Below are 26,155 nucleotides of genomic sequence, written 5' to 3'. Positions count from 1 at the left end.
GGGCGGCGACCGGGAACTCCAAGTTGGAGACTTTGCCGACTAGCCCTCATAGGCCTTCTGCAGGCCGGCAATATCGAGCTTCACCATTTGCATCAGGGCCTGCATGACACGCGCGGCCTTGACGGGATCGGGATCGGACAGAAGCTTGCTGAGCACGCTCGGCACGATCTGCCAGGAGACGCCATAGCGGTCCTTCAGCCAGCCGCATTGCTCGATTTCGCCGCCGTCGGCAAGACCATCCCACAGCCGGTCGACCTCTGCCTGATCCTTGCAATCCACCGCCAGCGAGATCGCATGGGTATATTCGAAGCGTATGCCGCCGTTCAGCGCCATGAAGCGCTGACCCGCCAGCGTAAAGTCGACGACCAGCACGCTATCGGCCTTGCCGGCCGGCGTATCGACAAGGTTCTTCTGCACGTGATCGATGCGTGAATCCGGAAATAGCGAGACATAGAATGTCGCGGCTTCCTCGGCCTCGCGCTCGAACCACAGGCATGGAGCAATCTTGGACAACGGCGTTTCTCCTCTTTCGGGTTGGGTTGACCAGAGGACGGATGGAAAGGGGAAATGCCGACAAGGGAGGAAAGATTTTTATGAGGGACTTTAATTTCCAGCGAGAGACTAGCTGATTGTCATCCCCTCGCCCCGCTTGCGGGGATAGGGCTAGAGTGAGGGGCACAGGCACGACGTTGCGGCATCGGAGAGCGTGCCTGACAATCTCATCGATTGGCTGCCAGCCGTTCCGCAAACTCGATCGCCTCGATCAGGCTGCGCTCATTGGCGATCCCCTTGCCGGCGATGTCGAATGCCGTGCCGTGGTCGACAGAGGTGCGGACGATCGGCAGGCCGAGGGTGATGTTGACGCCGGAGAGGTCCATCCATTTTCCCGTCGCCGGGTCGATCTCGAAGCCCAGCAGCTTGACCGGGATATGCCCCTGATCGTGATACATGGCGACGACGGCGTCATATTGGCCGGCGCGCAGCTTGACGAAGACGGTATCGCCGGGGACCGGGCCGACGATATCCAGCCCATCTTCGACAGCCTTTGCGATCGTCGGCGCGGAAATGTCGATATCCTGCCGGCCGAAGAGGCCGCCTTCGCCGGCATGTGGATTGAGCGCCGCCACGGCAATTTTCGGCTTGGCGATGCCGAGGCGCTTGAGTGCCTTGTCGGTCAGGTCGATGACAAGGCGCAGCCGCTCGGGCGTCAGGCGCTTCGGCACATCCTCCAGCGCGACATGGGTGGTGACGTGGCTGACGCGCATATTGCCATGGGCCAGCATCATCACCGAGCCGCGGGCGCCGGTGAGTTCGGCGAGCAGCTCGGTATGGCCAGCATAATGGAAGCCGGCCTTGTTCAGCGCTTCCTTGTTGAGCGGTGCAGTGACGATGCCGCCGACCTTGCCGGTCATGGCGAGCTGAACGCCCTTCTCGATCGCCTTGAAAGCCATGCGGCCGCCATCGGCAGAAAGCCGGCCCGGCAGAATCGGTTCGCCCTCCATATCGGCCTGAATGAAGCAGAGGTTCGGCCAGTCGTCTTCCATCCGGGCTTCCGGAATTTCTATATCGAGGCCGAGCTGCCGTTCGGCGAGCCGCAGGGCTGGGCCGCTGCCGATTATTGTAAGTTTAAGCTTACTTTCATCGAGCCTGCCTTTCAGCCGGGCTGCGGCCTTGACGATAATTTCCGGGCCGATGCCGGCGGGGTCGCCCATGGTGATTGCCAGGTGCCGCGTCATGGTTCTTCTCCTCCGGCAATCAGCGCGTTTTCACTCAAGAGATCGCGCCATAGGGTGGGGCCTCCGAATGCGCCGGACTTCGAGATCACCGTGGTGCCTTGCCAGGGGCCGCCGACGATCGTGGAGCGGGGCAGGCCGGGTGCGGCCTGGCCGGTGAGGCTGAGGGCGGTGACGTCGAGTGCTGCGCAAAGGTTCCGCAAGGTTTCGCCGCCGGCAACAATCAATGTGGCCGGCGCCGGCAATGCGTTGGCTATGCCGCCGAAGGTCGCCTCGATCCGCATCGTCGCGTTCGAGCCCGGTCGGCAGATCGAGGCTGACCATGGCGACGCCGCTTTGCTGGATTTGTCTGTCGACCGCATCGGCGCTGGCGCCTTCCGCAAGCTTCAGCCAATTGGGGCCGCAGGCCTGGAGTTGCGCCAGCGTGATCGGCTGATCGGAGCCGAACAGGCCGAGCACCGGTCTTTGCAGCCTGCGCGAAACGGGGACAGTGGGCGCGGGCCGCTCTTCGCTCGCGTCCTTTTCGGGAGGAGGGCGGCGATGCGTTGCCAAATCGATATTGCGCGCCAGGGCGCGCGCCAGCCCACCGGTGCCGCTCCAAAGAACCGGTCCCTGTAGCTCAGATGATACCCATGCGATGACGGCGTCGAGGTCGTCATCCGAATGGGCGTCGAAAACATGGATGCCATCCGGAATGGGTTCTCCGGCATCGACCTGGTGGTGACTGAGCGCCGTGTTGAAGGCCGGCAGGCCCTCCGCTCTCAAATGAGCGACGAGATCGCCGCTGATATCGCGCCAGGCGTCCTTCCCGGCAAACAGCACCTGCCGCCCGCCGCGCGTGTGCCGCCCGTGATGCGGAAAGGCCGGCGCCAGAATGCAATGCCGCCAGTGGCCGAGCCGAAAGCAGGCCGCCAGTTCCGCCGCCCAAGGCCCGCGAAACAGGCTGTCCACCTTCTTGAAGGCAAGATCGGCCCCCTCCAGCAGCGGCGCGATGTGGCCGACGATGGCAGCCGCTTCGGTGGCCGTTTTCTCGCGGGTGCCGCTATCGATCGCAAGGCAATCCGGCAGGCTTGCCGGAAACGCATCTTCCCGCTGCACCTCGATCGGTCCATAGACGCCGACGAATTCGACAGCCGTGTCGAGCGCGCCGGTCAGATCGTCAGCGATGAGGCGGAGGGTGGGCATGAGCGATCATTGCCTCCGAAGGGCTCGGGATGCGGTGGAGATAAGCATGGAAATGACGTTCCAGTGTGCCGATTTGGGTGGGTGCAGTCTTTAAATTGTGGGGGAGTTGTCAAGTCGAAAGGGCCCGTAATCCGATTGGATGACCCGGGGGAACCTTGCTCGGAATGGTAGGCGGTCTTATTCTGAACTGTTCGCGAGCCTGCCCCAGCGTGCAGCCGAGGCGGAAGGCCCGGCGACACAGGGAGGTTGTCATGAAAATCGCGTCGATACTTGCAATCGGCTGGATCGGATTTTGCGGAATCGCTTCCTTTGCCTGGGCAGAGCAGGCACACACACTGGTGGTTCCCAATGAAGTCAAGTGGGGCCCAGCCCCCAAAGTGCTTCCTGCTGGAGCACAAGCGGCGGTCTTGTTCGGCGATCCCATGAAGAAAGGCTTATTTGCCCTGCGGCTCAAAGTGCCAGCCGGCTATGCGATCCCACCGCACACGCATCCTGGCGATGAGGTTGTCACGATAATATCGGGGACGATCAATTTTGGAATGGGCAAGACCGCCGATCGGAGCGCCACCAAGCCACTGCCTGCGGGCAGTTTCTTCGCGTTGCCGCCCGGCACGGCGCATTTCGTTTACTTCAACGAGGAGACTGTCCTCCAGATCACTACCAATGGCCCCTGGGGGATCAAATATATCAATCCGGCGGACGATCCTCAAAAGTCGCAATAGCTGGTTGGAAGCTTGAAGGTTGCTGCCCTATCGCGGAGTAGGGCGGATGTCACACCAACGAATCGGTCCGCGCGCCGGTAGCCATTAGGCAATGAACGGCGCAATCTTCGGCCTTCACCGAGGCTTGTCGACGTTCGCTCCATCGCTGTTTGCGGCGCCGCAGATCCGGGCTGCGGCATTCGTCACGTTTACTCTCACGCTGATATGCGGCTATGCTGGCGTCCCGGCGATAGGGCAAGGTGGTCCCTGTCGATCCAAGGAGAGCAGAGTGAGCTACGATTTCCATGTGGGCCAGAAGGTCGTCTGCATCAATGACACGTTCAAGCATGTCAGCATCGACCAGTTGATCCGCAAGGGAACGATCTACACGATCCGCTGGGTCGGCGAATACACGCACTATGTCGACGGCACCTTCATCGGCGTGAAGCTCGAGGAGATCCATCGCGGCAATGACGACGGCCCGGAAGGCTACGGCGCCGCCGACATGCCCTACCGCGCCACCCGCTTCCGCCCGCTGGTGAAGGACAAGATTGCGTCGTTGCGGAAGTTGTTGGCGCCGACGCCGGATGCGCCGGTGGAGAAGGGGAAGAAGGTTAGGAAGACGGAGAAGGTTTGATGGGGTGGCGAGCGACGTTGAAGCCGCTGCTGCCCTCGTTGTCCTTTGTCGCCCAACCTTCCGCTCTGCCCAGCCCGTTGATAGCGAAACTCGGCGCCACATCCTAAGGGAACGAGACTTCAGTAGGTTACATGCGACGGCAGCTATCGCAGAGAATAGCCCAGAAACGAACATAAGGGCAAAGCCTGGGAAGAACAAAGGCCAGCCCACTGCCATTCCCAATGCCACCCGTAGTATGCTCCATAAGCCCCTACAAACGTAGCGGCCATCTTAAGGACGATGGCAGGGGTGGTGCTGGACTTGGTAATCGCTGGTGCCTTGGCCACGTGACGACTCAGTTGAAATCTATCATGATCGAACTTCTCGCAATGATGGAAAACTTTGGACATGAGTTTTGATCTGATCTCCGAGGCCGACTACGAGCGTCTGCCTTCTGACCCTCACCTGAAATTCGTGGCGATAGAGCAGATATGTCGAAGAAACATGCTTGAAGCAATTTCTCACGAAACGCCTGATGATTTCGACTCCTTGGTGCGCACCTCGTACATGACGATAGTAACAGCCGCTGCCGAAGAGTTAGGAGTGGAGGGCGTCCAATATGTTGACCGTTTCGATAGCGTTCAGAAGGATGTTCAGGAATTCACTCGCGTGGTCAGCGGCATAGTCGCGAAGATCAGGCTAAGAAATTCGTCTGGTAAAGACGGGCGCTCGGTTAGGCTGGCAAACAGAACTAAGGGTATCATAGAGAGTGAGCTTTCAAAGCTCCGTGACGCGGTATCAAATAGTCAACTTGAGGACACCAAAAAGCGTAGGCTGTTGGCGAAGATCGAGGAGTTTCGTACTGAACTTCACAAGGAGCGACTGGGATACGGTGCTGCCTTTTCTGCACTTGTATTCCTGGCCGCTGGAGTGGGGGGAACTACTGCATTCCTTGCAGATGCCCCGAACGCTGTGACCACCATTATGCACCTAATTGGCCAAGATAAGGAAAGGGAGGAAGCGGAGGTTTTGCGTCTGGAGGCGGCTCCGAAGCCAAATTTGTTGACGGACCACACACGAGGCCCATCCAGTAAAATGTCGGGGCGTGTGGATGACGACATACCCTTCTAAGATTGATTAGGACTCCTGTTGCGCATCGCTGCAAAGGGGCGTTCGCGCAATATGTAAGCTTTACGTGGCAACGGTCGGTCCCCCTCGGAGTATGTGCGGGGGAGATGAAAATGGATCATCCTAAGGCTTAGGCGATTTTTCGGAGAAAAAACTGGTGCTGCTAGAGAGATTTGAACTCTCGGCCTCTCCCTTACCAAGGGAGTGCTCTACCCCTGAGCTATAGCAGCAAACCGTGGCGCGTCGTGTGCGCCGTATTGGGCGAGGCGGCTATTGCCATAGGTGAGAAGTAAGTGCAAGCCGCAAATTTCAAGTTCGGTGAAAGATCGCTGGAAAAATTATGTCGGTCTTTTGAAGCCGGGGGATTTCGGCTATGGGAAGGCCATGAGTGCGGATAAGACGAAAAGCGGTGATGAGCAGCTCTCGCAAGGCGGTTTGACGGCCGGCGTGGGGAAGGAAGGCGCGGGCGCGAAGCTTAACCTCGAGGCGGAGCGGCGGCGTGAGCGGGCGGCGCAGAAGCTGCGTGAAAATCTTGCCCGCCGCAAGCAGCAGGTCCGGGCGCGCCGTGCAGGCCAGGCGGATGAGACGGATGGGCTTCCCGCCGCAAATTCGTCCGATGCAAAGGATGCCGCCGCAAAAATGGACGAATCGTAATGATTTGATGTTGGTCATCATCAAACAGCATCAAACGAATTGAAGCCTTAAACTATTTCGTCTAAACAGCGCTCTCTCCCCAAACGCGTGGAATTTGGCGCACGGAACTTCAGGAAAGGCGGGCCTCGCCCGTAGTCATATATGGATCGTATCAGGATTGTCGGCGGCAACGAGCTCAACGGTATCATTCCGATCTCCGGCGCCAAGAATGCGGCTCTGCCTCTGATGATCGCCTCGCTGCTGACAAGCGATACGCTGACGCTCGAAAACGTGCCACATCTGGCCGATGTCGAGCTGCTGATGCGCATTCTCGGCAATCACGGCGTCGACGTCGCCGTCAACGGCCGACGCGAGCGCCAGGAAGACGGCTATTCCCGCACCATCCATTTCACCTGCCGCACCATCGCCGACACGACCGCGCCCTATGAGCTGGTCGCCAAGATGCGCGCCAGCTTCTGGGTCATCGGGCCGCTGCTCGCCCGCGAAGGCCAGGCGCGCGTGTCGCTGCCGGGCGGCTGCGCCATCGGCACGCGCCCGGTCGATCTCTTCATCGACGGCCTGACAGCGCTCGGCGCCACCATGGAAATCGACGGCGGTTACATCAACGCCACCGCGCCGAAGGGCGGCCTGATCGGCGCGCGCTATGTCTTCCCGAAGGTTTCGGTCGGCGCCACGCATGTGATGATGATGGCGGCGACGCTTGCCCGCGGCACGACGGTCATCGGCAATGCGGCCCGCGAGCCGGAAGTCGCCGATCTTGCCAATTGCCTCATCGCCATGGGCGCCAAGATTTCCGGTGCCGGCACCAGCACGATCACCATCGAAGGCGTCACCTCGCTCTCCGGCGCGCGCCATCGCGTCCTGCCGGATCGTATCGAGACCGGCACCTATGCCATGGCCGTCGCCATGGCCGGCGGCGATGTCCGCCTGGAAAACACCGACATGGCGCTGCTCGACACCGCGCTGGAAAGCCTGCGCCGCGCCGGCGCCGTTATCTCGGCGACCGAAAGCGGCATCCGCGTTCAGCGCAATGGCGGCGGCATCAAGCCGGTCGATATCGTTACCGATCCCTTCCCGGGTTTCCCGACCGACCTGCAGGCGCAGTTCATGGCGCTGATGACGCGCTCGACGGGCACCTCGCACATCACCGAGACGATCTTTGAAAACCGCTTCATGCATGTGCAGGAGCTCGCGCGCCTCGGCGCGAAGATCTCGCTCTCCGGCCAGACCGCCAAGATCGAAGGCGTCGAGCGTCTGAAGGGCGCGCCGGTCATGGCGACGGACCTGCGCGCCTCCGTCTCCCTCGTCATCGCCGGCCTTGCCGCCGAGGGCGAAACGCTGGTCTCGCGCATCTATCATCTCGATCGCGGCTTCGAGCGGCTGGAAGATAAGCTGACGCGCTGCGGCGCGATCGTCGAGCGCATCAGCGACTAATTCCGGCGGCCCATAGAAAGAGACAGGAGAAGCCTGTTTCTCCGGTTGCGTCTTGCCCGCCCGCATCCTATTTCCATCACTTGAGAAATGCCGGCATCGGCATTTCCATGGCGATCGGGGATATCAGGCGAATGACCAATCTCAAGCTAATGGCGCTCGACAACGAAGATTTGGGCGTGATCTCCGCGCATATGCAGGACAGCGTCTTCAAGGTTTCCGACATGTCCTATGCGCCGCGGCTCGGGCAGTTTTCCGTTGCCGCCAACCGTTTCGTCTGGGAAGTGTCGGATCAGAAGGGCAAGCCGTTCGAGCGTCATCGCTCGGCGCTGGTGTTCAAGCGGGTGCTGGCGGTGCGCTCCAACGGTGTCGACCGGCGCCAGCGCGACGAGGTGCTGTCGCTGCTCGCCATCCGCTTCGATCAAAAGGGCGAAGGGCCGGATGGCACGATCGAGCTGACGCTGGCGGGCAAGGCGACGATCGCGCTCGATGTCGAATGTATCGAAGTTCAGCTTGCAGATATCGGCGGCGCGTGGGAAACGGCTAATAAGCCCAGTCATCCGGACGAGGCCAAGTAAGCGTACGAGTTTTCGCCGCGTGCGGCGGCCCCGAAGGAAGAGGATTATCAGCGTTGGCTATCTGGCTGGATCAGGCATCGGAAGGATTCGAACAGCAGTTCGCCGCTTTTCTGACGACCAAGCGGGAAGTATCCGAGGATGTGAACGCCGTCGTACGCGCCATCATCGATGATGTACGGGCGCGCGGAGATGCGGCTCTCGCCGATTATTCCAGGAAATTCGAGGGCATCGATTTCGCCGTAACGCCGATGCGTGTCAGCGAAGCGGAGATCGATGCGGCGGTTGCCGCCGTCCCGGCCGAAGTGCTGGGCGCGCTCAAGGTCGCCGCCACCCGCATCGAATCGCATCATCGCCGGCAATTGCCCAAGGACGATATTTATGAAGACGCTCTCGGCGTCGGTCTCGGCTCGCGCTGGACGGCGATCGAAGCCGTCGGCCTCTATGTGCCCGGCGGCACGGCGAGCTATCCGAGCTCGGTGTTGATGAATGCCGTGCCGGCCAAGGTCGCCGGCGTCGATCGCGTCGTCATCGCCGTGCCGACCATGAAGGGCGCGGTCAATCCGGCTGTTCTCGCGGCGGCCCGCATGGCCGGCGTCGAGGAGATTTACCGCGTCGGCGGGGCGCAGGCGATTGCGGCACTTGCCTACGGCACGGAAACGATCGCCCCCGTCGCTAAGATCACCGGCCCCGGCAATGCCTATGTTGCCGCCGCCAAGCGGCAGGTTTTCGGCACCGTCGGCATCGACATGATCGCCGGCCCTTCGGAAGTGCTCGTCATCGCCGACAAGCACAATGATCCGGATTGGCTCGCCGCCGATCTCCTGGCGCAGGCCGAGCATGACGAGGGCGCGCAGTCGATCCTGATTACCGATGACGCCGAACTCGGCAAGGCGGTCGAAGACGCCGTTGCGCGGCAGCTCAAGCAGCTCGGCCGGTCGCAGACCGCGACCGCGAGCTGGCGGGATTTCGGCGCCATCATCCTGGTTTCCGATCTGAAGCAGGCCGTTCCGCTCGCCAACCGCATCGCCGCCGAACATGTCGAGCTTGCCGTCGACGATCCGGATACGCTGCTGGCCGGCATTCGCAATGCCGGCGCGGTCTTCGTCGGCCGTCATACGCCGGAAGTGATCGGCGATTATGTCGGCGGCTCCAACCACGTGCTGCCGACGGCCCGCTCCGCGCGCTTCTCGTCCGGGCTTTCGGTGCTTGATTTCGTCAAGCGCACCTCGATCCTGAGGCTCGGTCCCGAGCAGTTGCGCACGCTTGGGCCTGCGGCGATCGCGCTCGCCAATTCCGAAGGGCTCGATGCCCATGCGCGATCCGTTGCGATCCGCCTCAATCTCGAAGGATAAGGCATGGCTGAAGGCGTCTTCCGGCTGAGCGACGTGATCTTGGACGACACGATCGGCCGTTCGACGCCCGATGTCGAGCACGAGCGCGCCGTCGCCATTTTCGATCTGATCGAGGAAAACAGTTTCGAGCCCGTCGGCCATGGCGGCGGGCCTTATCGGCTGAGCCTGTCTCTGGTCGACCAGAAGCTCGTCTTCGATATCCGCACGGAAGAGGGGGGCGTCGTCGCCACTCACATTCTGTCGCTGACGCCGTTCCGCAGGATCGTGAAGGACTACTTCATGATCTGCGAAAGCTATTACGAGGCTATCCGTTCCGCCACCCCCAGCCGCATCGAGGCGATCGACATGGGCCGCCGCGGCATTCACAATGAAGGCTCGCGGACGCTGATGGACCGGCTGAAGGGTAAGATCATCGTGGATTTCGATACGGCCCGGCGGCTTTTCACACTCGTCTGCGTGCTCTACTGGCGCGGGTGACGGCAATGGAACAGCCGAAGGCTATCGAACATAATGGGAAGCCGCCCGGTGCCATTCTGTTCATGTGCGGGCTCAACACCATCCGCTCGCCGATGGCCGAGGCGATCGCGCGCGGAATGCTGCCGCAGGGCACCTATGTCGCCTCGGCGGGCGTGCGCGCAGGCGAACGCAATCCCTTCGTGGATGTCGTCCTTGGCGAAATCGGTCTCTCGCTCGGCCGTCGGCAGCCGCAGACGCTGGAGGAGCTGGAGGATGATTTCTTCGACGTCATCATCACGCTGTCTCCTGAAGCACATCATGCGGCTCTCGAACTGACGCGCGCCAATGCCATCGACGTCATCTATTGGCCAACTATCGATCCATCGGTCGCCGGCGGCACGCGCGAGCAGATTCTCAATGCGTATCGTGAGGTAAGAGACTATCTTCTCGGCCTGATCGAAAGCCGGCTGGTCGAGCATCGCGGCTCTCTTTAGAGTGTCTCGTTAAACAAATGCAGAAAGCCTTATCAACGAGGTTCACAAAACCGCGACGATTGTGTAGTTTCCGCGCAAAATTCCGGCGGCCTTACTTTTTGTCATGGAAGCCGGCATCAACCCCACAGGAAAAGAAGCTTTAATGCCGAAAGAAGAAGTCCTTGAATTTCCCGGTGTCGTCACCGAATTGCTGCCGAACGCGACCTTCCGTGTGAAGCTGGAAAATGAGCATGAGATCATCGCTCACACCGCCGGCCGCATGCGCAAGAACCGCATCCGGGTTCTCGCCGGCGACAAGGTGCTCGTGGAAATGACACCCTACGACCTGACCAAGGGCCGCATCACCTATCGTTTCAAGTAGTCCGCAGCTCGCATCCGAGCCGGCCCTCCGAATGCCGCCTGTCACGGTCGAGGTTTTATGGCGCTGAAACACAAGCTGATACTGGCCTCCGGATCGCCGCGCCGCGTCGACCTCCTGCATCAGGCGGGAATTGAAGCGGCGCGCCTGATGCCCATGGATATCGACGAGGCTCCGAAGAAGTCGGAGCACCCGCGCTCGCTGGCGCGCCGGCTTTCGACGGAAAAAAGCGAGGCGGCGTTTGCGGCGGTAAAGGGCGACGTCGCCTGGCAGGGAAGCTATATCCTCGCCGCCGATACGGTCGTCGCCGTCGGCCGGCGAATCCTGCCAAAAGCGGAATTCGTCGAAGAGGCGTCTTCTGCGCTGCATCTGCTCTCCGGTCGCAGCCATGTCGTCTATACCGGCATCTGCCTGATCACGCCGGACCGCAAGCTGCGCCAGAAGGTGGTCGAGACCAAAGTCCGCTTCAAGCGGCTGTCCGGCAAGGATATCGATATGTATCTCGCCTCCGGCCAATGGCGCGGCAAGGCGGGTGCCTATGGCATACAGGGGCTCGCCGGCTCCTTCGTGCAGAAGCTGATCGGCTCCTACACGAATGTCGTTGGATTGCCACTTTATGAAACCATGCTGCTTCTCGCGGGCGAAGGATTCGACGTCTACGCGGAATGGCAGGAAGGATGATCGTCATGGCGGACGACGACAAGATCAAGGTGGGGGCAAAGATCGAGCCGCTCCGCAAGACACGGGCTTGCGCGGAATGCGGGCGACCCTCGGTGCGCGAGCATTATCCCTTCTGCTCTGATCGCTGCCGCTCACTCGATCTGTCGCGGTGGTTGAACGGCGCCTATGCCATTCCCGTTGCCGAGGACGAAACCAAGGCGTCCGACGAGGAATAGGCGCTTCGCCATTTCCACGAAGCCTTTCATTTCATTCGGAAATCGCCCAAAATTCATTTCCTGTCAAAAAAGAGTCATTTGCGGCTGGACATGGGCGAACAAGATGCTATAACCCCGCTCGCTTCCGGGGCGAACCAACCGCCCAGGGTCTTCCAAGACCTTACGATCGGCGCGAAGCAAGGATGCCCAGGTAGCTCAGTTGGTAGAGCAGCGGATTGAAAATCCGCGTGTCACTGGTTCGATTCCGGTCCTGGGCACCATTCTTATCTTCACAATATCATCGGATCTGCGGCAGCCGTATCGGCTATCAGCAAAGCGGTGCGGCCAATATGCGGCACGGCAATCTCTGGTGTTATCCACGTCCGGTAAGCGGCCGGTGGGGCGGTTTAAATTCCCCGCACTTTTCCGACCCTGAATTTTCCGTTTGTTTCAAGCGGAATATCGCGGCTTCAGGCCATCAGAAAGGGCGAGCCTGGCTCGCGCTTTTGCAGGGGCTGTCAAGCGCGTCTAATGGTGGAGAATCGGACAAACTTCGCAACTTTAGAGGTATTCATTATTAATTCCGGTGAAAGAACCTTTCAAGATATTGATGGCTAATGCAATCAAGCGTACGAATTATTGAAGGGTCACCTATTGATTCGAAGCGACTATTACCGCACCTTAGATACTAGCGGGAAGTGATCCCGTTAAGTCCGGCGTTTATTGCAATAGCAAGCTATCGAGGCGCCATGTTAAACAACGATGTGCTATTCAACACGTTCGCCCGTTCTTTCGAAGCACGGCGCGAAGTCGAGATGTCATTCTCCGAATACCTGGAAGCGAGCCGGGATGATCCGCTCATGTACGCGAATGCGTCGGAGCGCCTGCTGGCCGCGATGGGTGAACCACTGCTGATCGATACGGCCAAGGATACCCGCCTCGGGCGTATCTTCATGAACCGAACCATCCGAACCTATCCGGCTTTCTCCGGCTTCTTCGGTATGGAAGAGACGATCGAACGTATCGTCGCCTTCTTCCGCCATGCGGCGCAGGGGTTGGAGGAGCGCAAGCAGATCCTCTATCTGCTCGGGCCTGTCGGCGGCGGTAAATCCTCGCTCGCCGAGCGGCTGAAGTCGCTGATGGAGGTCCACCCCATCTATGTGCTGAAAGCCGGCAACGAGCTCAGTCCAGTGTTCGAAAGCCCGCTCAGCGTCTTCGATCCCGTGACCATGGGGCCGATGGTCGAGGAGCGCTACGGCATTCCGCGCCGGCGCCTGACCGGGCTGATGAGCCCGTGGTGCCTGAAACGGCTGGAAGAGTTCGAGGGCGACATTTCGCGGTTCCGCGTGGTCAGGATACAGCCGTCGAGGCTGCGACAAATCGCCGTCGCCAAGACCGAACCGGGTGATGAAAACAACCAGGATATTTCCTCGCTGGTCGGCAAGGTCGATATCCGCAAGCTCGAGAGCCTGGCGCAGAACGATCCCGACGCCTACAGCTATTCCGGTGCGCTCAATCGCGCCAACCAGGGCATTCTCGAATTCGTTGAGATGTTCAAAGCGCCGATCAAGATGTTGCATCCGCTGCTGACGGCGACGCAGGAAGGCAATTACATCGGCACCGAGAATATCGGCGCCATTCCCTTCTCGGGCATAATTCTCGCCCACTCGAACGAGTCAGAATGGCAGACCTTCAAGGCCAACAAGAACAATGAGGCGTTTATCGACCGTATCTGCGTCGTGAAGGTGCCTTATTGCTTGCGGGTCACCGAAGAACAGAAGATCTACGAGAAGCTGATCGAGGAATCCGAGCTTAGCGACGCGCCCTGTGCGCCGTCGACGCTGGAAACGCTTGCCCGCTTCACGGTTCTGACGAGGCTTGCCAAGCACGAGAACTCGACGGCCTTCTCCAAGCTTCGGGTCTATGACGGTGAAAGCCTGAAGGAGACCGATCCGAGGGCGCGCAGCGTGCAGGAGTATCGCGATGCGGCCGGTGTCGACGAAGGTATGGACGGGGCTTCGACCCGCTTCGCCTTCAAGGTGCTGGCGGCGACCTTCAACTACGATACGACCGAGATCGGCGCCGATCCGGTGCATCTGATGTATATGTTGGAGCAAGCGATCCGCCGTGAGCAACTGCCGCTCGAAACGGAAAAGCTCTACATCGAATTCATCAAGAGCGAGCTCGGGCCGCGCTACGCGGAATTTATTGGACATGAGATTCAAAAGGCCTATCTGGAATCTTATGCGGATTACGGCCAGAATCTCTTTGACCGTTATGTCGATTACGCCGATGCCTGGATCGAGGATGTGGATTTCAAGGATCCGGATACCGGCCAGCTTTTGGACCGAGAGCTTCTCAACCAGGAACTGACCAAGATCGAAAAGCCGGCGGGTATCGCCAATCCGAAGGACTTCCGCAACGAGATCGTCAAGTTCTGCTTGCGGGCGCGGGCAAGCCACGGCGGAAAGAATCCGTCCTGGACGAGTTACGAGAAGATTCGCGAAGTCATCGAAAAGCGGATGTTCTCCCAGGTCGAGGACCTTCTGCCGGTGATCTCGTTCGGATCCAAGAAGGATGGCGAGACGGAAAAGAAACATGGCGAATTCGTCGAACGCATGATGGCGCGGGGCTATACCGAGCGTCAGGTTCGGCGGCTTGTGGAATGGTACATGCGTGTGAAACAGGCAGGATGAGCCACCAAGGAAGAAGGAATGCACATTGTTGACCGGCGCCTGAATCCAGGCGGCAAAAGTCTAGAAAATCGTCAACGGTTTTTGCGAAGAGCAAAAGCGCTGGTGCAGAGAGCGGTCTATGAATCCTCTCAAAATCGCGACATTCAGGATATTCTGAAGGGCGGTGAGATCAGCATTCCCCTTGATGGAACCGAGGAGCCCCGGTTCCATCGCGGCCCAGAGGGCCTGCATGAGCATATCCTTCCCGGCAACAAGGACTTCCTTGAAGGCGATATCCTTCCGCGGCCAGAGAGCGGTGGCGGAAGGGGCGGGCCGGCGGCGAGGGCAGTGGCGAAGACGCCTTCCGCTTCATCCTGACCCGCGAGGAATTTCTCGACCTTTTCCTCGACGATCTTGAACTTCCCGACCTTGCCAAAAAGCGGCTGACAACGACCGATCAGCCCAATCCGGTACGATCGGGCTATTCGGTAACGGGATCGCCGGCCAATCTTGCCATCAACCGCACCATGCGGCTGGCGATGATGCGGCGCGTGGCGCTGCACCGTCCGAAGCCCGAGACCGTCGCCGAACTCATCGCGGAGGCGGCCGAATGCAAGGATGAAGAACGCCGCGCCGCGCTCGAGGCTGAGATCAAGGTGCTGGAATCGAAAGTCCGGCGTATTCCCTATATCGACCCAATCGATATCCGCTACCGCCGTTTCGAGAACGAGCCGAAGCCGGTGGCACAGGCCGTCATGTTCTGCCTGATGGATGTTTCCGGCTCGATGTCGGAGCACATGAAGGATCTGGCCAAGCGCTTCTACATGCTGCTCTACATCTTCCTGACGCGGCAGTATCGCCGCGTCGAGATCGTCTTCATCCGCCATACGGATGTGGCCGAAGAGGTGGATGAGGAGACCTTCTTCCGCAGTCCGGCGACCGGCGGCACGCAGGTGTCGAGCGCTCTCGAAGCCATGCGGCGGATCGTTCACGATCGTTTCCCGCCATCGGACTGGAACATCTACGCGGCGCAGGCATCGGATGGCGACAACGCCTATTCGGACAATGCGACGGCGGCGGCGCTTCTCACCAGTGCCATCCTGCCGGTTAGCCAGTATTTCGCCTATCTGGAGGTGGGGGAGGCGCGCAGCGTCGCGATCTCTTCCGGCTCGGCGCTTTGGTCGCTCTATGAGCGCATTCAGGTGGGGTGGCCCGTGCTGTCGATGCGCCGCGTTAGCGATCGCAGCCAGATCTACCCCGTCTTCCATGATCTCTTTCAGCGCCGGGCGGCGGAAACCAGGAGCGGATAATGGCAAAGGCATCGATGGAGCGGCTTTTTGACGGTGCGGACTGGGACTTCGCCACCATCCAGCGGATCCACAATGCCTGCGAGCGCATCGCCCTCGACGAGCTCGGCCTCGATGTTTATCCCAACCAGATCGAGATCATCACCGCCGAACAGATGCTCGACGTCTATTCCTCGATCGGCATGCCGCTGTTCTACAAGCATTGGTCCTTCGGCAAGCATTTTGCTCATCACGAGGCTTTTTATCGCAAGGGTCTGCGCGGGCTTGCCTATGAGATCGTCATCAACAGTTCGCCTTGCATCTCCTATCTGATGGAGGAAAATACGGCGACGATGCAGGCGCTGGTGGTCGCCCACGCCGCCTTCGGGCACAATCATTTCTTCAAGAACAATTACCTGTTCAAGCTCTGGACGGATGCGGAGGGTATTCTCGATTACCTCAACTTCGCCAAGGGCTATATTGCCCGCTGCGAGGAGCGCTATGGCCATGCCGCCGTGGAGCGGACGCTGGATGCCGCGCATGCGTTGATGTCGCATGGTGTCCACCGTTATGCCGGCAAGAAGACGCTCGATCTTCGCGATGAGGAAAGGCGCGAGCGCGAGCGGCGCGAATATGACGAACGGATCTTCAACGATCTCTGGCGGACGGTTCCGGTCGTAAAGGGCAAGAAGGCGCCTGACCTCGATTTGGAGCACCGGCGTTCGCTCACCGGCCTGCCGCAGGAAAATATCCTCTATTTCCTGGAGAAGATGGCGCCGCGGATGAAGCCGTGGCAGCGGGAGATCCTGCGCATCGTCCGGCATGTGGCGCAATATTTCTATCCGCAAAGCCAGACCAAGGTCATGAATGAGGGCACGGCGACCTACGTGCATTACCGCATCATGACTCGGCTGCACGAACTCGGCGGCATCGGCGACGGCGATTTCCTCGAATTCCTGAAATCGCATACCAATGTCGTCTTCCAGCCTTCCTTCAACGATCCGCGCTTTTCCGGTTTCAATCCCTATGCGATTGGTTTTGCGATGATGCAGGACATCGAGCGGATCGTGACCAAGCCGAAGGACGAGGACCGGCAATGGTTCCCCGATATCGCCGGGTGCGGGGACACTATGGGAGTACTGCGCGACCTCTGGGCGAATTACCGGGACGAGAGCTTCGTATCGCAGTTCCTCAGCCCGCATCTGATGCGCAAGATGCGCATGTTCCACCTCACGGACGATCCGGAAGAGGAGGAGGGATTGCTGGTGGCGGCTATCCATGACGAACGCGGTTACAAGCGCATCCGGCGCGAACTGGCGCGGCAATATGATGTCGGCTGGATCGATCCGCATATCGAGATTGTCGATGTCGATCTTGCCGGCGACCGGCGGCTCATGCTCAAGCATACGGTGCTGAACGGCGGCCTGCTGGAGGATATTGATGCCAAACGCGTGCTGCAGCACCTTGCCGATCTTTGGAGCTATGATGTGCTGCTGCAGGAAGTCGACCGCTCCGGCTCGGTCCTGCGCGACCACCTCGTCCATCCGCGTCCGTCGGCCATTGCGGCCTGACGGCGCAGATTCACCGGCCATCAAGATTGGCGATATTTGACCACCATCGTTGCGCGGTGAGAACAGCGACCCTTCATCGCGAACGCCATGTAAAATTTTCGCGAGCGGTTTGATATGTGACGGGTGGCGGCGACCGCAGCGTCCATCGCGCCTTGTCGAAGACGATGGCGGTGCGGATCTGTTCCGGCGTTTTCCTCTGGAGGCTTAGCTGAAGATTGAAGCTTCTGTCGTTCCGGAATTCCCGGAAGAAGCTGAGCTTTGTGCCGAAAGCTTCCAGCGTCACGTCCTGCAGCTTGCCGATCGCTTCGAGCGCCGGCTGGAAATCGAGCCAGCGGGTTTCGGTCAGCAGCAGGACGACGGCGTCGATAAATGTCTCGCCGATCGCCCTGCCATCCGCATTGTCGGGCATGATCACCTTGATACGGATATTGTCGAGCTCTCCGGTCGACGCACCACGGACGATGATGAAGAACGACGCAGCATTGCGGTCACCGTTGCCGCCTTTCTGAATCTCGTAGCTGCATTCGAAGGTTCCAGCGTCAAGCGCGCTCTGCCTCCATTCGCCAACGGACAGGCCCGATTTCGAAAGGTCGGCGCAAAGCGTCTCGCCCTTTATTCGCCAGCTTCGCACGAAGGCGCCGCGCAGGGCATCGACGGGCGGGTCGAATAAGTGGGAGCGCCGGGCTGGTTTTGGCGTTGCCGCTTTTTTGACGCGCGTGGCCTGCTTCTGTGCTGGCGCGGTTGTCGTGACCCCGGGATTGGCTGTCGCACTCTTTGTGCCAGGGGTTTCGGCTGGTTTCGGATTGGCGGCGGCGGTTTGTGGGGCGGCGGCTGTTACGACCGGAGGTGAGGCTGGCTGGGCCGACCCGCTGAACAGATCGAGATGATAACGAGCATCGAGCGCCCTTAGATTGCGCATATCGTTAGCAAGCAACGCGGTCGCCAAAATGATCGAGCCGATGACGATCGTCGCAATCCAGAAGACAGCTCTGCTTTTCTTGCGAGGTGGCGCCACCGACATGGTTTAGATCTACAGCTACTCCAGAGGAAACCTGCTTAACTGCAATGGGTTGGCATTCCGCAGCCGATCCATAGCTACAGAATATGCGTTTATGAACGATTGATCACTCTACCGTTTTTTGTCAAATCGCAGCCTTCAGGCGAAATGTGCCTTGAGCGCCAGAACGGTCGCTGCATCGGTGCGGCGCACCGTCGGTGTGGAAAATCCGAAGGCGAGCAGGTGTTCATCCGTTTCCGGGGCAGCAACGGCGCAGGAAGCGTGGATTTCGGTGATCGCAAGGCGCGGCCAGAGCTTGTCGACAGTTCCAATATTGACGCCCGAACCGGGCATGATGGAGATGCGGCCGGCGGCAACGGCGATCGCCTGTTCCAAAGCGGGGAGCCCTTCCGCGGCCGTTTTCGCGCGGCCCGAGGTCAGAATGCGCTCGAAGCCGAGGGAAATGGCGAGCTCCACTGCCTCCTCGATATCGGGAACGAGATCGAAGGCGCGATGCAATGTCTTGCCGAGGCTTCCCACATGATCGGCGAGCGCGCGGAGTGTATCGCTGTCGAGGCGGCCGTCCGGCAGGGAGGCGCCGAGCACGACACCCGGCAGACCGGCGTGGCGGGCGGCGTCTATGTCGCTCTTCATGATGTCTTGTTCATCGGCCGAGTAGACGAAGCTGCCGGCGCGCGGGCGGATCATGGCATAGGCAGGGATCGGCGCACGCGCCGCCGCGGCCATCAGCCCAGCGCTCGGCGTGAGGCCGCCGACGGCAAGGGCGCTGCAAAGCTCGATGCGATCGCCGCCACCGGCGATGGCGGCATTGAGCCCGGCAATATCCTCGACGCAGACCTCAAGCAGCATGGCTGCGCTCTTCGGCAAATTTCAATCCAAGCAAGGCCGCGCCGATCAGGCCGGGCTCGACCTTGCATTCGCTCGGCACGACGAGCGGGCGGTCGAACTTGCGGAGAATGCGGGCGCGCACCGCCGTGTCCAGCCGCGCCAACAGGGGTTCGACATTGGAAAGGCCGCCGCCGACCGGAACGATGGTTGCGCCGGTGATGTTGACGGTCAGCGCCAGGGGCGGGGCGACGAGATCGACCAAGACATCGATCGTCCGCTCGGCCTTGGCATCGCCCTCAAGCCATTGGCCGATGATCTCTTCGCTGGAAAATTCCAACCCATGCAGGGTCTTGTGCAGGCGCTCGACGCCACGAGCGCCGCCTATGGTGTCGACACATCCCTTCTGGCCGCAGCCACAGGGATAGGCGGGGATGACCGCCGGCGGACTGCCGGCAAAGGAAGCGATGATCGGACCGTGCCCCCACTCGCCAGCAAATCCGCCGGCGGCATTGACGAGGCGGCCATCCGCCACCAGGCCGCCGCCGACGCCGGTGCCGAGAATGGCGCCGAAGACGATGCGATGGCCGCGTCCCGCGCCGGACATGGCCTCCGCCATGGCGAAGCAATCGGCATCGTTGGCGATCAGCACGGGATAGCCGAGTTCCGCTTCCAGTTCGGCGGCAAGGCGCCGGCCGTTGATGCAGGGAATGTTGGCACAGGTGAGCGCCTGCGTATCGGGGTCCACAACGCCGGCAATGGAAAAGGAAATGCAATCCGGCGTCTCGCCGGCCTCGGCGATGACAGCGCGCAAAGCTTGGACGAATTCGCCGAAGTCGTACTTCGGCGTCGGGCGGCGGGCGAGCGGCGTGATGTCCATCATGGAATGGGCGACGCCGCCTTTGATGGCGGAGCCCCCGATATCGAAAGAAACGATCATGAATATTGGCCTGCAGGGAACGTCTTGCGCTTGCTCGCACCCTTTGCCGGTCTTTGCAAGACCATTCCGCGCGGTGCTCCGGTCTCGGCGCGATCAGGCTTCGGGCGGGATGATCCTGGCCTCGAAACCGTCCACCTTATCGGTAGCGGGGGAGAAAAGATCGAGGCGGCCGCCGATCTGCTCGACGATGCGCTCGGCGATGGCAAGGCCGAGGCCGGAGCCGGAAGCTTTCGTATTGCCGCGCCAGAAGCGCTTTTTCAGATCGGCCAGTTCCTCCTGCGACAGCACATTGCCGCCATTCAGGATATGGATTGTTCCTGCCTTGCCGATCCTGACGGTCACCTCGTCATCGGTCGGGCCATGAATCAAGGCGTTTTCGATGAGGTTACGGATGGCGATGGCGAAGGCATCGATATCGACGTTGCGGATCAGCTTTCCGGCGGCCTCGTTCTCTAGGAGAATGCGGCCTGCCGTACCTGTATCCCGGTCGTAGTCGCCGATGACGGTTTCGATGATGGCGATCAGATCGGCGGGCTTGTCGCCGGTGCCAATGCCGGCCTGGGCGCGGGAGAGCTGCAGCAGCTTTTCCGCCAGGCGGCCGAGATTGGAGAGCGAGGTCTCGATTCGTCCGGCGCGTTCGGCGAGAGGCCCTTTCGGCAGCTCGGCGATCAGCCGCTGCGTCTGTGCGAGCGCGCCGGCGATCGGCGTGCGCAGTTCATGAGCGCTGTTGGCGGTGAATTCACGTTCGGCCTCGAGAGCCGAGCGCAGGCGGCCGAGGAGCAGATTGACGGAACGGCCTATCGGCTGGAGCTCGCGGGGCAACGGTTCGCTCTCCAACGGGGCCATGTTGCCGCCATCCTTGGTGGCGATTTCCGATCGCAACCGGTCGATCGGCCGAAGCGAGCGGCCGACGATGAACCATATGGCGACGATGCTGCCGGGGATGAGGGCAAGCAGCGGCCAGAGCAGGGCGACGCCGCTCTCCCGCGAGGCTTCCCGGCGATTCTTGAAGGCGTCGGCGACATGCAGGAAGAGCGTGCCGTTCAAAGAGGATTCGGTGTAGATCCGGTATTTCGGCGTGTTGTGGAAACCGATCTTCAACGGCACGTCGTAGGGTATCTTCGGTGCATCATGGGAATGCAGGATAAGCTTGCCCGTCGCGTCGAGCACCTGGTAGGTCAGGTATTCCCGGTTCAGTCCCCTCTCCATATTTTCGAGGGTTTGCGGATCGGCGGAGGGATCGCGATCGGCAAGATCGTCGACCACCAAGGGCATCAGGCGTTGGGCGGTTTCCTGCAATGCGCCATCGAAGGTCTCGGCGAGCTCCTTGTTGACCACATAGACGCCGATGCCGACGGCGATCAGCCAAAAGAGGACGACCGTGCCGGTCAGCGCCGCGATCAGGCGGCGGGTGATGCTGGTGCGGTTGAGACTTTTGCGCTGCGTCATCTTTCACCCAGGCAATAGCCGACGCCGCGGGCCGTGCGGATGCGGTCCTTGCCGATCTTCTTGCGCAGGCGGCTGACATAAACTTCCACCGTGTTGCTTTCGATTTCCGAACCGAAAGCATAAAGCGCTTCTTCTATCTGGTCCTTCGAGACGATGGCGCCCGGTCGCGCAACCAGCAGATCGAGCACAGCCCATTCCCGGCCGGTCAGCACGACATCCTTGCCGGAGAGCGTAATGCGCCGTTGCGGCAGGTCGATTTCGAGATCGGCTAAACGAACGGTGGGCTGCGGACTGCCGCTGTAACGGCGGGCCACTGCCATGATGCGGGCTGTAAGCTCGCCGAGATTGAAAGGCTTGACGAGATAATCGTCGGCACCGCTGTTCAGGCCCTCGATACGGTCGGAAATCTGGTCGCGCGCAGTCAGAATGATGACCGGCGTCTCGTCCGGTTTGCGGCGCAGTTTCTTGAGGAAGTCGATGCCGATGCCGTCGGGAAGCTGCAAATCAAGCAGGATGAGGCCATAGTGCACGGCGCTGGTAACCTCTTGCGCATCGGCGAGGTTTTTCACCCAGTCTATGGCATGCGGGGACGCGGCAATATGGTCGCGAACCGCGCCGCCGATCATATCGTCGTCCTCGACCAGAAGAATTCTCACCTGTCCCTCGCAACAATGCCCGTGCTTCAGTTAATGCCGCCGAACCTATCTGGTCAATAAAGGCCGAAATAAGCCACAATGAGAAGCGCAGTTCTCATCCCTCACGTTCTGCTGATAACGTTCGTGGCGGCTATGGACAGAGATCGGCGCCGCGATTACTTCTTTGCTCCCGATGAAGAGCGCGGCTTCGGAACTGCCGCTGATCGAAGAGCTGAGGAGAGCCGTTCATGCTGAAGGGAATTTCGCCGCTGTTGAATGCGGATGTGCTGCATGCGTTGAAATCGATGGGGCATGGCGACATGCTCGCGATCGTCGACACGAATTTTCCGGCCGATGCGATCGCGCGTCAGACCAGACTGGGGCAGCTTCTGCGAATCGACAATGTATCGGCCGCCGAAGCCGTCGCGGCGGTGCTATCGCTGATGCCGCTCGATACGTTCATCACCGACGCGGCGACGCGCATGGAAGTGGTCGGCGCGGCCGGTGAAGTACCGCAGGTTCAGAAGGAAGTGCAGGCGGCGATCGATCGCGCCGAAGGCAAGCACTGGCCTCTGACGCCGGTCGAGCGTTTCGCCTTCTATGAGCGGACAAAAACTGCTTACTGCGTGATCCAGACCGGCGAGCGCCGGTTCTATGGTTGTTTCACCTTGACCAAGGGCGTCATTCCGCCGGAAACTGAGTAACGTACCGCGCTGCTGCCATATCGGGTAAAGGGTGCTGCTTTCGCAGAGGAATGTGATGGTCAGGAAGTTGGATTCCCAGGGGCGGCTTGACGATGCGGCGCGAGCCGGCTGGCTGTATTACGTTGCCGGGCGGACGCAGGACGAGATCGCCATCGCCATGGGAATCTCCCGGCAATCGGCACAGCGGCTGGTGTCGCTCGCGGTCGCCGAAAGGCTGATCAAGGTGCGGCTGGACCATCCGATTGCCGCCTGCCTCGAATATGCGGTGGCGCTGCGGGAAAAATTCAAGCTCAGGCATGTCGAAGTGGTGCCGAGCGATCCCGACGGGACATCCTCCACGGTCGGTATCGCCGAAGCGGGTGCTGCCGAGATCGAGCGCTGGCTGAAGCGCAGCGATCCGATCGTGCTGGCGATCGGCACCGGCCGCACGCTGAAGGCCGCGGTCGACCAGCTGCCGGTCATGGAATGCCCGCAGCACCGGGTCGTATCGCTGACCGGCAATATCGGTCCGGATGGCTCGGCCGCCTATTACAACGTTATCTTCAGCATGGCCGATGCGATCAAGGCGCGGCACTATCCCATGCCGCTGCCCGTGCTGGTCTCCTCGGCCGAGGAGCGCGAGCTTCTGCATGCGCAGGCGCTGGTGCGCTCGACGCTCGATATCAGCGCGCAGGCCGATGTGACTTTCGTCGGCGTCGGCGAGATGGGCATCGAGGCGCCGCTCTGTCTCGACGGCTTTCTCGAGAAGGACGAGATGCTGGCGCTGATGAAGCGCGGAGCGGCCGGCGAAATCTGCGGCTGGGTATTCGATGGCGACGGCAAGTTGATGTCAGATGCCATCAACGACCGGGTGGCCAGCGCACCGCTTCCGCCGCGCGAAGCCTCTTCCGTCATCGGAATAGCCAAGGGCAAACGGAAGTTTGAAGCCATCAAAGCGGCCGTTACCGGCCATCAGATCAATGGTTTGATCACAGACGAAGCGGTTGCTGAGTTTCTGCTCAAGGCTTGAGCAAAAAATAACAACATAAAATCAAATGGATGAGCTGCTTGTTCGGCAATGCAGCAATGAATTCGCATTGACATTTTGTCGCAACGGGTGAGTAATTGCTCACGAGCAAAGCGAATGCTCAAATTTGATCTTCTGGGAGGAAGATATGAAATTGAAAACTTTCCTGCTGAGCGCATGCTCCGCACTGATGTTTGCTGGAATGGCGTCCGCCGAAACCCTCACGATCGCCACCGTGAACAATGGCGATATGGTTCGTATGCAGAAGCTTACGGACGATTTCAAAGCCAAAAACCCCGACATTGACCTGCAGTGGGTCACGCTCGAAGAAAACGTATTGCGCCAGAAGGTTACGACGGACATCGCTACCAAGGGCGGCCAATACGACGTGCTGACGATCGGCACCTACGAAGTGCCGATCTGGAGCAAGCTCGGCTGGCTCGCGCCGCTCGATAAGCTTGCTGCCGACAAGAACTACGACGTGGATGACCTTCTCCCGGCTATCCGCAGCGGCCTGACGGTAGACGGGAAGCTCTATGCTGCGCCGTTCTACGGTGAAAGCTCGATGGTGATGTACCGCAAGGACCTGTTCGACAAGGCCGGCTTGAAGATGCCGGATGCGCCGACCTGGGATTTCATCGCCGACGCAGCCCGCAAGATTACCGACAAGGACCATGAAGTCTACGGCATCTGCCTTCGCGGCAAGGCCGGCTGGGGCGAAAACATGGCATTCCTGACGGCGATGTCGAACTCGTTCGGCGCTCGCTGGTTCGACGAGAAATGGAAGGCACAGTTCGATCAGCCGGAATGGAAGGACACGCTGGACTTCTACGTCAAGCTGATGAAGGACGCTGGCCCTCCGGGCGCTTCGTCCAACGGCTTTAACGAAAACCTCTCGCTGTTCCAGACCGGCAAGTGCGGTATGTGGATCGATGCGACCGTCGCAGCTTCGTTCGTTGCCGACCCGAAGCAATCGAAGGTTGCCGACAAGGTTGGCTTCGCTCTGGCGCCGGACAAGGGCCTCGGCAAGCGCGGCAACTGGCTCTGGGCATGGAGCTTGGCGGTCCCTGCCTCTTCGAAGAAGACCGAAGCTGCCGAGAAGTTCATCTCCTGGGCAACCAGCAAGGATTACACCAACCTCGTTGCCCAGAAGGAAGGCTGGCTGAATGCACCTCCCGGTACCCGTGCTTCGCTCTATGCGAATGCGGACTATCAGAAGGCAGCACCTTTCGCGAAGATGACGCTGGACTCGATCAATGCGGCTGATCCGGCCCACCCGACCGTCAAGCCGGTCCCGTATGTCGGCGTCCAGTTTGTCGCTATTCCTGAGTTCCAGGGTATCGGCACCGCCGTCGGCCAGCAGTTCTCTGCTGCCCTTGCAGGTCAGATCCCCGTCGATCAGGCGCTCAAGGCCGCACAGCAACTGACCAGCCGTGAAATGACCAAGGCTGGTTATCCGAAATAAGAAACCTCCCAAGGGTATGGAGGGGAGCGGCTCGTAGCGCTCTCCTCCCTTAGGTCGCCGAGTGCCCGAATTGCTCTTCGGCGGCCTCTTTTATTTTAGCCGGTCCGCGGCCACTCTCCCTGCTAAAAGATAGGTCGGTACTTGCCATGGCAACGCTACACACCCGTTCTACCGCACGCGTCATGATGGCGCCCTCGGTTTTGCTTCTCTTCGCGTGGATGATCGTCCCCCTGGTCATGACGATCTATTTCTCGACGCTGAACTACAATCTCATGTCTCCCGGTGCGCATGACTTCATCGGGTTCTTGAATTACGAATATTTCGTCACCGATCCGGCCTTCTGGAATTCGCTGCTGGTAACGATCCTGCTCGTGGTCGGCGCGTTGATCATCACGGTGGTCGGCGGCATCGCTCTCGCGCTCCTTCTCGATCAGCCGATCTTCGGCCAAGGCATCGTACGCATGCTGGTGCTTGCGCCGTTCTTCGTCATGCCGACGGTCGCCGCCCTTATTTGGAAACATATGTTCATGAACCCGGTGAACGGGCTTCTGGCGTATCTTTTCAAGCTCGTCGGGCTCGATCCGTTGACCTGGCTGGAGACGATTCCGCTGTTTTCGATCATCATCATCGTTGCCTGGCAGTGGCTGCCCTTCGCAACGCTCATCCTGCTGACTGCTTTGCAGTCGCTCGACGAAGAGCAGAAGGAAGCCGCCGAAATGGATGGTGCCGGCGCGGTGTCGAAGTTCATCTACATCATCCTGCCGCATCTGGCGCGTGCGATCACGGTCGTCATTCTCATCGAGACGATCTTCCTGCTTTCGGCCTTCGCCGAAATCCTGGTCACCACCAATGGCGGCCCGGGCACGGCAACGACCAACCTCACTTACCTGGTCTATTCGCAGCTCGTTCTGCAGCAAGACGTCGGCGGCGCGTCGGCGGGCGGCATCATTGCCGTCATCCTCGCCAATATCGTCGCGATCTTCCTGATGCGCGCAGTCGGCAAGAATCTGGAGGCTTAAG

General features: G+C 60.2%; 26 protein-coding genes, 2 tRNA genes and 2 pseudogenes. 20 read left to right on the top strand and 10 right to left on the bottom strand.

What is annotated here, in order from left to right:
• Positions 1-39: 39 nt before the first annotated feature.
• From QA648_RS13895 to QA648_RS37020, 4 genes and pseudogenes are all read right to left on the bottom strand, one after another.
• Complete coding sequence (locus tag QA648_RS13895; protein WP_283047532.1) at positions 40-513, bottom strand: VOC family protein; 474 nt, start codon at positions 511-513, stop codon at positions 40-42.
• Positions 514-719: 206 nt separating this feature from the next.
• The gene (gene pdxA, locus QA648_RS13890; protein ID WP_283047530.1) at positions 720-1,736 is read right to left on the bottom strand and encodes a 4-hydroxythreonine-4-phosphate dehydrogenase PdxA; all 1,017 of its coding nucleotides are present in this window, start codon (positions 1,734-1,736) and stop codon (positions 720-722) included.
• The gene (locus tag QA648_RS37025; RefSeq protein ID WP_349254291.1) at positions 1,733-2,017 is read right to left on the bottom strand and encodes a nucleotide-binding domain containing protein; all 285 of its coding nucleotides are present in this window, start codon (positions 2,015-2,017) and stop codon (positions 1,733-1,735) included. The genes pdxA and QA648_RS37025 overlap by 4 nt, the downstream gene beginning before the upstream one ends.
• Before the next feature lie 592 nt (positions 2,018-2,609).
• A pseudogene (locus QA648_RS37020) lies at positions 2,610-2,918 on the bottom strand (four-carbon acid sugar kinase family protein); the annotation flags it as partial.
• 251 nt (positions 2,919-3,169) lie between these two features.
• Between QA648_RS37020 and QA648_RS13880 the strand changes: the two are divergent.
• From QA648_RS13880 to QA648_RS13870, 3 genes are all read left to right on the top strand, one after another.
• A complete protein-coding gene (locus tag QA648_RS13880) occupies positions 3,170-3,640 on the top strand; it encodes a cupin domain-containing protein (RefSeq protein ID WP_104824395.1) in 471 nt (156 codons plus the stop codon).
• A 268-nt stretch (positions 3,641-3,908) separates the two neighbouring features.
• On the top strand, positions 3,909-4,256 hold the full coding sequence (locus QA648_RS13875; protein WP_283047527.1) for a CAP-Gly domain protein: 348 nt from the start codon (positions 3,909-3,911) through the stop codon (positions 4,254-4,256).
• A gap of 387 nt (positions 4,257-4,643) precedes the next feature.
• Entirely contained in the window at positions 4,644-5,366 is a 723-nt protein-coding gene (locus QA648_RS13870) for a hypothetical protein (protein ID WP_283047525.1), read from the top strand.
• A 152-nt stretch (positions 5,367-5,518) separates the two neighbouring features.
• Here QA648_RS13870 and QA648_RS13865 read toward each other — a convergent pair.
• Positions 5,519-5,593 (bottom strand) — tRNA-Thr (locus QA648_RS13865).
• A 154-nt stretch (positions 5,594-5,747) separates the two neighbouring features.
• On the opposite strand from QA648_RS13865, the gene QA648_RS13860 reads away from it, so the two are divergent.
• The 13 genes and pseudogenes from QA648_RS13860 to QA648_RS13800 all read left to right on the top strand — a co-directional run bounded on the left by QA648_RS13860 (position 5,748) and on the right by QA648_RS13800 (position 17,093).
• Positions 5,748-6,017, top strand: coding sequence for a hypothetical protein (locus QA648_RS13860; protein ID WP_283047523.1), 270 nt, complete (start codon positions 5,748-5,750; stop codon positions 6,015-6,017).
• Positions 6,018-6,158: 141 nt separating this feature from the next.
• Positions 6,159-7,451, top strand: coding sequence for a UDP-N-acetylglucosamine 1-carboxyvinyltransferase (gene murA, locus QA648_RS13855; protein WP_104824392.1), 1,293 nt, complete (start codon positions 6,159-6,161; stop codon positions 7,449-7,451).
• Between the two features lie 131 nt (positions 7,452-7,582).
• On the top strand, positions 7,583-8,026 hold the full coding sequence (locus QA648_RS13850) for a DUF2948 family protein (protein WP_104824391.1): 444 nt from the start codon (positions 7,583-7,585) through the stop codon (positions 8,024-8,026).
• 53 nt (positions 8,027-8,079) lie between these two features.
• The gene (gene hisD / locus QA648_RS13845; RefSeq protein WP_283047521.1) at positions 8,080-9,378 is read left to right on the top strand and encodes a histidinol dehydrogenase; all 1,299 of its coding nucleotides are present in this window, start codon (positions 8,080-8,082) and stop codon (positions 9,376-9,378) included.
• Positions 9,379-9,381: 3 nt separating this feature from the next.
• Positions 9,382-9,855 (top strand): UPF0262 family protein, encoded by a 474-nt coding sequence (locus QA648_RS13840; RefSeq protein ID WP_104824389.1) that lies wholly within the window; start codon positions 9,382-9,384, stop codon positions 9,853-9,855.
• A 5-nt stretch (positions 9,856-9,860) separates the two neighbouring features.
• On the top strand, positions 9,861-10,328 hold the full coding sequence (locus QA648_RS13835) for a low molecular weight phosphatase family protein (RefSeq protein ID WP_104824388.1): 468 nt from the start codon (positions 9,861-9,863) through the stop codon (positions 10,326-10,328).
• A 142-nt stretch (positions 10,329-10,470) separates the two neighbouring features.
• A complete protein-coding gene (gene infA / locus QA648_RS13830; RefSeq protein WP_004117876.1) occupies positions 10,471-10,689 on the top strand; it encodes a translation initiation factor IF-1 in 219 nt (72 codons plus the stop codon).
• A gap of 57 nt (positions 10,690-10,746) precedes the next feature.
• Complete coding sequence (locus QA648_RS13825; protein WP_104824387.1) at positions 10,747-11,367, top strand: Maf-like protein; 621 nt, start codon at positions 10,747-10,749, stop codon at positions 11,365-11,367.
• 5 nt (positions 11,368-11,372) lie between these two features.
• Positions 11,373-11,582: a DNA gyrase inhibitor YacG gene (yacG, locus tag QA648_RS13820; RefSeq protein ID WP_104825218.1), complete on the top strand. Its 210-nt coding sequence runs from the start codon at positions 11,373-11,375 to the stop codon at positions 11,580-11,582.
• A gap of 184 nt (positions 11,583-11,766) precedes the next feature.
• Positions 11,767-11,842, top strand: a tRNA-Phe gene (locus QA648_RS13815).
• 468 nt (positions 11,843-12,310) lie between these two features.
• Positions 12,311-14,257: a PrkA family serine protein kinase gene (locus QA648_RS13810; protein WP_104824385.1), complete on the top strand. Its 1,947-nt coding sequence runs from the start codon at positions 12,311-12,313 to the stop codon at positions 14,255-14,257.
• A gap of 18 nt (positions 14,258-14,275) precedes the next feature.
• Positions 14,276-15,546: pseudogene (locus QA648_RS13805) on the top strand (YeaH/YhbH family protein).
• Entirely contained in the window at positions 15,546-17,093 is a 1,548-nt protein-coding gene (locus QA648_RS13800; RefSeq protein ID WP_104824383.1) for a SpoVR family protein, read from the top strand. Before QA648_RS13805 ends, QA648_RS13800 begins: the two are co-directional and overlap by 1 nt.
• A gap of 73 nt (positions 17,094-17,166) precedes the next feature.
• On the opposite strand, the gene QA648_RS13795 is transcribed toward QA648_RS13800, so the two are convergent.
• The 5 genes from QA648_RS13795 to QA648_RS13775 all read right to left on the bottom strand — a co-directional run bounded on the left by QA648_RS13795 (position 17,167) and on the right by QA648_RS13775 (position 21,981).
• Positions 17,167-18,114 carry a DUF6030 family protein gene (locus QA648_RS13795; protein WP_104824382.1) on the bottom strand — a complete coding sequence of 316 codons (948 nt, stop codon included), beginning with the start codon at positions 18,112-18,114 and terminating at the stop codon, positions 17,167-17,169.
• Positions 18,115-18,249: 135 nt separating this feature from the next.
• Positions 18,250-18,960, bottom strand: a complete 711-nt coding sequence (locus QA648_RS13790; RefSeq protein ID WP_283047517.1) for a copper homeostasis protein CutC — start codon at positions 18,958-18,960, stop codon at positions 18,250-18,252.
• A complete protein-coding gene (locus QA648_RS13785) occupies positions 18,950-19,876 on the bottom strand; it encodes an ROK family protein (RefSeq protein WP_283047515.1) in 927 nt (308 codons plus the stop codon). The genes QA648_RS13790 and QA648_RS13785 overlap by 11 nt, the downstream gene beginning before the upstream one ends.
• Before the next feature lie 93 nt (positions 19,877-19,969).
• Complete coding sequence (locus QA648_RS13780; protein WP_283047513.1) at positions 19,970-21,325, bottom strand: ATP-binding protein; 1,356 nt, start codon at positions 21,323-21,325, stop codon at positions 19,970-19,972.
• Positions 21,322-21,981: a response regulator transcription factor gene (locus QA648_RS13775; protein WP_104824378.1), complete on the bottom strand. Its 660-nt coding sequence runs from the start codon at positions 21,979-21,981 to the stop codon at positions 21,322-21,324. The genes QA648_RS13780 and QA648_RS13775 overlap by 4 nt, the downstream gene beginning before the upstream one ends.
• Positions 21,982-22,208: 227 nt before the next feature.
• On the opposite strand from QA648_RS13775, the gene QA648_RS13770 reads away from it, so the two are divergent.
• The 4 genes from QA648_RS13770 (at position 22,209) to QA648_RS13755 (ending at position 26,154) form a co-directional block, all read left to right on the top strand.
• Positions 22,209-22,664, top strand: coding sequence for an RbsD/FucU family protein (locus QA648_RS13770; protein ID WP_283047510.1), 456 nt, complete (start codon positions 22,209-22,211; stop codon positions 22,662-22,664).
• A gap of 55 nt (positions 22,665-22,719) precedes the next feature.
• Positions 22,720-23,673 carry a sugar-binding transcriptional regulator gene (locus QA648_RS13765; protein ID WP_104824376.1) on the top strand — a complete coding sequence of 318 codons (954 nt, stop codon included), beginning with the start codon at positions 22,720-22,722 and terminating at the stop codon, positions 23,671-23,673.
• Positions 23,674-23,818: 145 nt separating this feature from the next.
• Positions 23,819-25,135, top strand: a complete 1,317-nt coding sequence (locus QA648_RS13760; RefSeq protein WP_104824375.1) for a sugar ABC transporter substrate-binding protein — start codon at positions 23,819-23,821, stop codon at positions 25,133-25,135.
• A gap of 146 nt (positions 25,136-25,281) precedes the next feature.
• On the top strand, positions 25,282-26,154 hold the full coding sequence (locus QA648_RS13755) for a sugar ABC transporter permease (protein WP_104824374.1): 873 nt from the start codon (positions 25,282-25,284) through the stop codon (positions 26,152-26,154).
• Position 26,155: the final 1 nt, after the last annotated feature.

The organism is Rhizobium sp. CB3171, assembly GCF_029714265.1.
Classification (GTDB): Bacteria; Pseudomonadota; Alphaproteobacteria; order Rhizobiales; family Rhizobiaceae; genus Rhizobium.
The sequence above is the reverse complement of the archived record's forward strand: the minus strand, read 5'-3'. Positions and strand labels throughout refer to the sequence as shown.

Bases quoted from the DNA above. Each gene is read 5' to 3' on its own strand.
- pdxA (WP_283047530.1), bottom strand. From the start codon at position 1,736: ATGACGCGGCACCTGGCAATCACCATGGGCGACCCCGCCGGCATCGGC.
- QA648_RS37025 (WP_349254291.1), bottom strand. From the start codon at position 2,017: ATGCGGATCGAGGCGACCTTCGGCGGCATAGCCAACGCATTGCCGGCG.
- QA648_RS13880 (WP_104824395.1), top strand. From the start codon at position 3,170: ATGAAAATCGCGTCGATACTTGCAATCGGCTGGATCGGATTTTGCGGA.
- QA648_RS13870 (WP_283047525.1), top strand. From the start codon at position 4,644: ATGAGTTTTGATCTGATCTCCGAGGCCGACTACGAGCGTCTGCCTTCT.
- QA648_RS13860 (WP_283047523.1), top strand. From the start codon at position 5,748: ATGAGTGCGGATAAGACGAAAAGCGGTGATGAGCAGCTCTCGCAAGGC.
- murA (WP_104824392.1), top strand. From the start codon at position 6,159: ATGGATCGTATCAGGATTGTCGGCGGCAACGAGCTCAACGGTATCATT.
- QA648_RS13850 (WP_104824391.1), top strand. From the start codon at position 7,583: ATGACCAATCTCAAGCTAATGGCGCTCGACAACGAAGATTTGGGCGTG.
- QA648_RS13840 (WP_104824389.1), top strand. From the start codon at position 9,382: ATGGCTGAAGGCGTCTTCCGGCTGAGCGACGTGATCTTGGACGACACG.
- QA648_RS13835 (WP_104824388.1), top strand. From the start codon at position 9,861: ATGGAACAGCCGAAGGCTATCGAACATAATGGGAAGCCGCCCGGTGCC.
- infA (WP_004117876.1), top strand. From the start codon at position 10,471: ATGCCGAAAGAAGAAGTCCTTGAATTTCCCGGTGTCGTCACCGAATTG.
- QA648_RS13825 (WP_104824387.1), top strand. From the start codon at position 10,747: ATGGCGCTGAAACACAAGCTGATACTGGCCTCCGGATCGCCGCGCCGC.
- yacG (WP_104825218.1), top strand. From the start codon at position 11,373: ATGGCGGACGACGACAAGATCAAGGTGGGGGCAAAGATCGAGCCGCTC.
- QA648_RS13810 (WP_104824385.1), top strand. From the start codon at position 12,311: ATGTTAAACAACGATGTGCTATTCAACACGTTCGCCCGTTCTTTCGAA.
- QA648_RS13800 (WP_104824383.1), top strand. From the start codon at position 15,546: ATGGCAAAGGCATCGATGGAGCGGCTTTTTGACGGTGCGGACTGGGAC.
- QA648_RS13795 (WP_104824382.1), bottom strand. From the start codon at position 18,114: ATGTCGGTGGCGCCACCTCGCAAGAAAAGCAGAGCTGTCTTCTGGATT.
- QA648_RS13790 (WP_283047517.1), bottom strand. From the start codon at position 18,960: ATGCTGCTTGAGGTCTGCGTCGAGGATATTGCCGGGCTCAATGCCGCC.
- QA648_RS13785 (WP_283047515.1), bottom strand. From the start codon at position 19,876: ATGATCGTTTCTTTCGATATCGGGGGCTCCGCCATCAAAGGCGGCGTC.
- QA648_RS13780 (WP_283047513.1), bottom strand. From the start codon at position 21,325: ATGACGCAGCGCAAAAGTCTCAACCGCACCAGCATCACCCGCCGCCTG.
- QA648_RS13770 (WP_283047510.1), top strand. From the start codon at position 22,209: ATGCTGAAGGGAATTTCGCCGCTGTTGAATGCGGATGTGCTGCATGCG.
- QA648_RS13765 (WP_104824376.1), top strand. From the start codon at position 22,720: ATGGTCAGGAAGTTGGATTCCCAGGGGCGGCTTGACGATGCGGCGCGA.
- QA648_RS13760 (WP_104824375.1), top strand. From the start codon at position 23,819: ATGAAATTGAAAACTTTCCTGCTGAGCGCATGCTCCGCACTGATGTTT.
- QA648_RS13755 (WP_104824374.1), top strand. From the start codon at position 25,282: ATGGCAACGCTACACACCCGTTCTACCGCACGCGTCATGATGGCGCCC.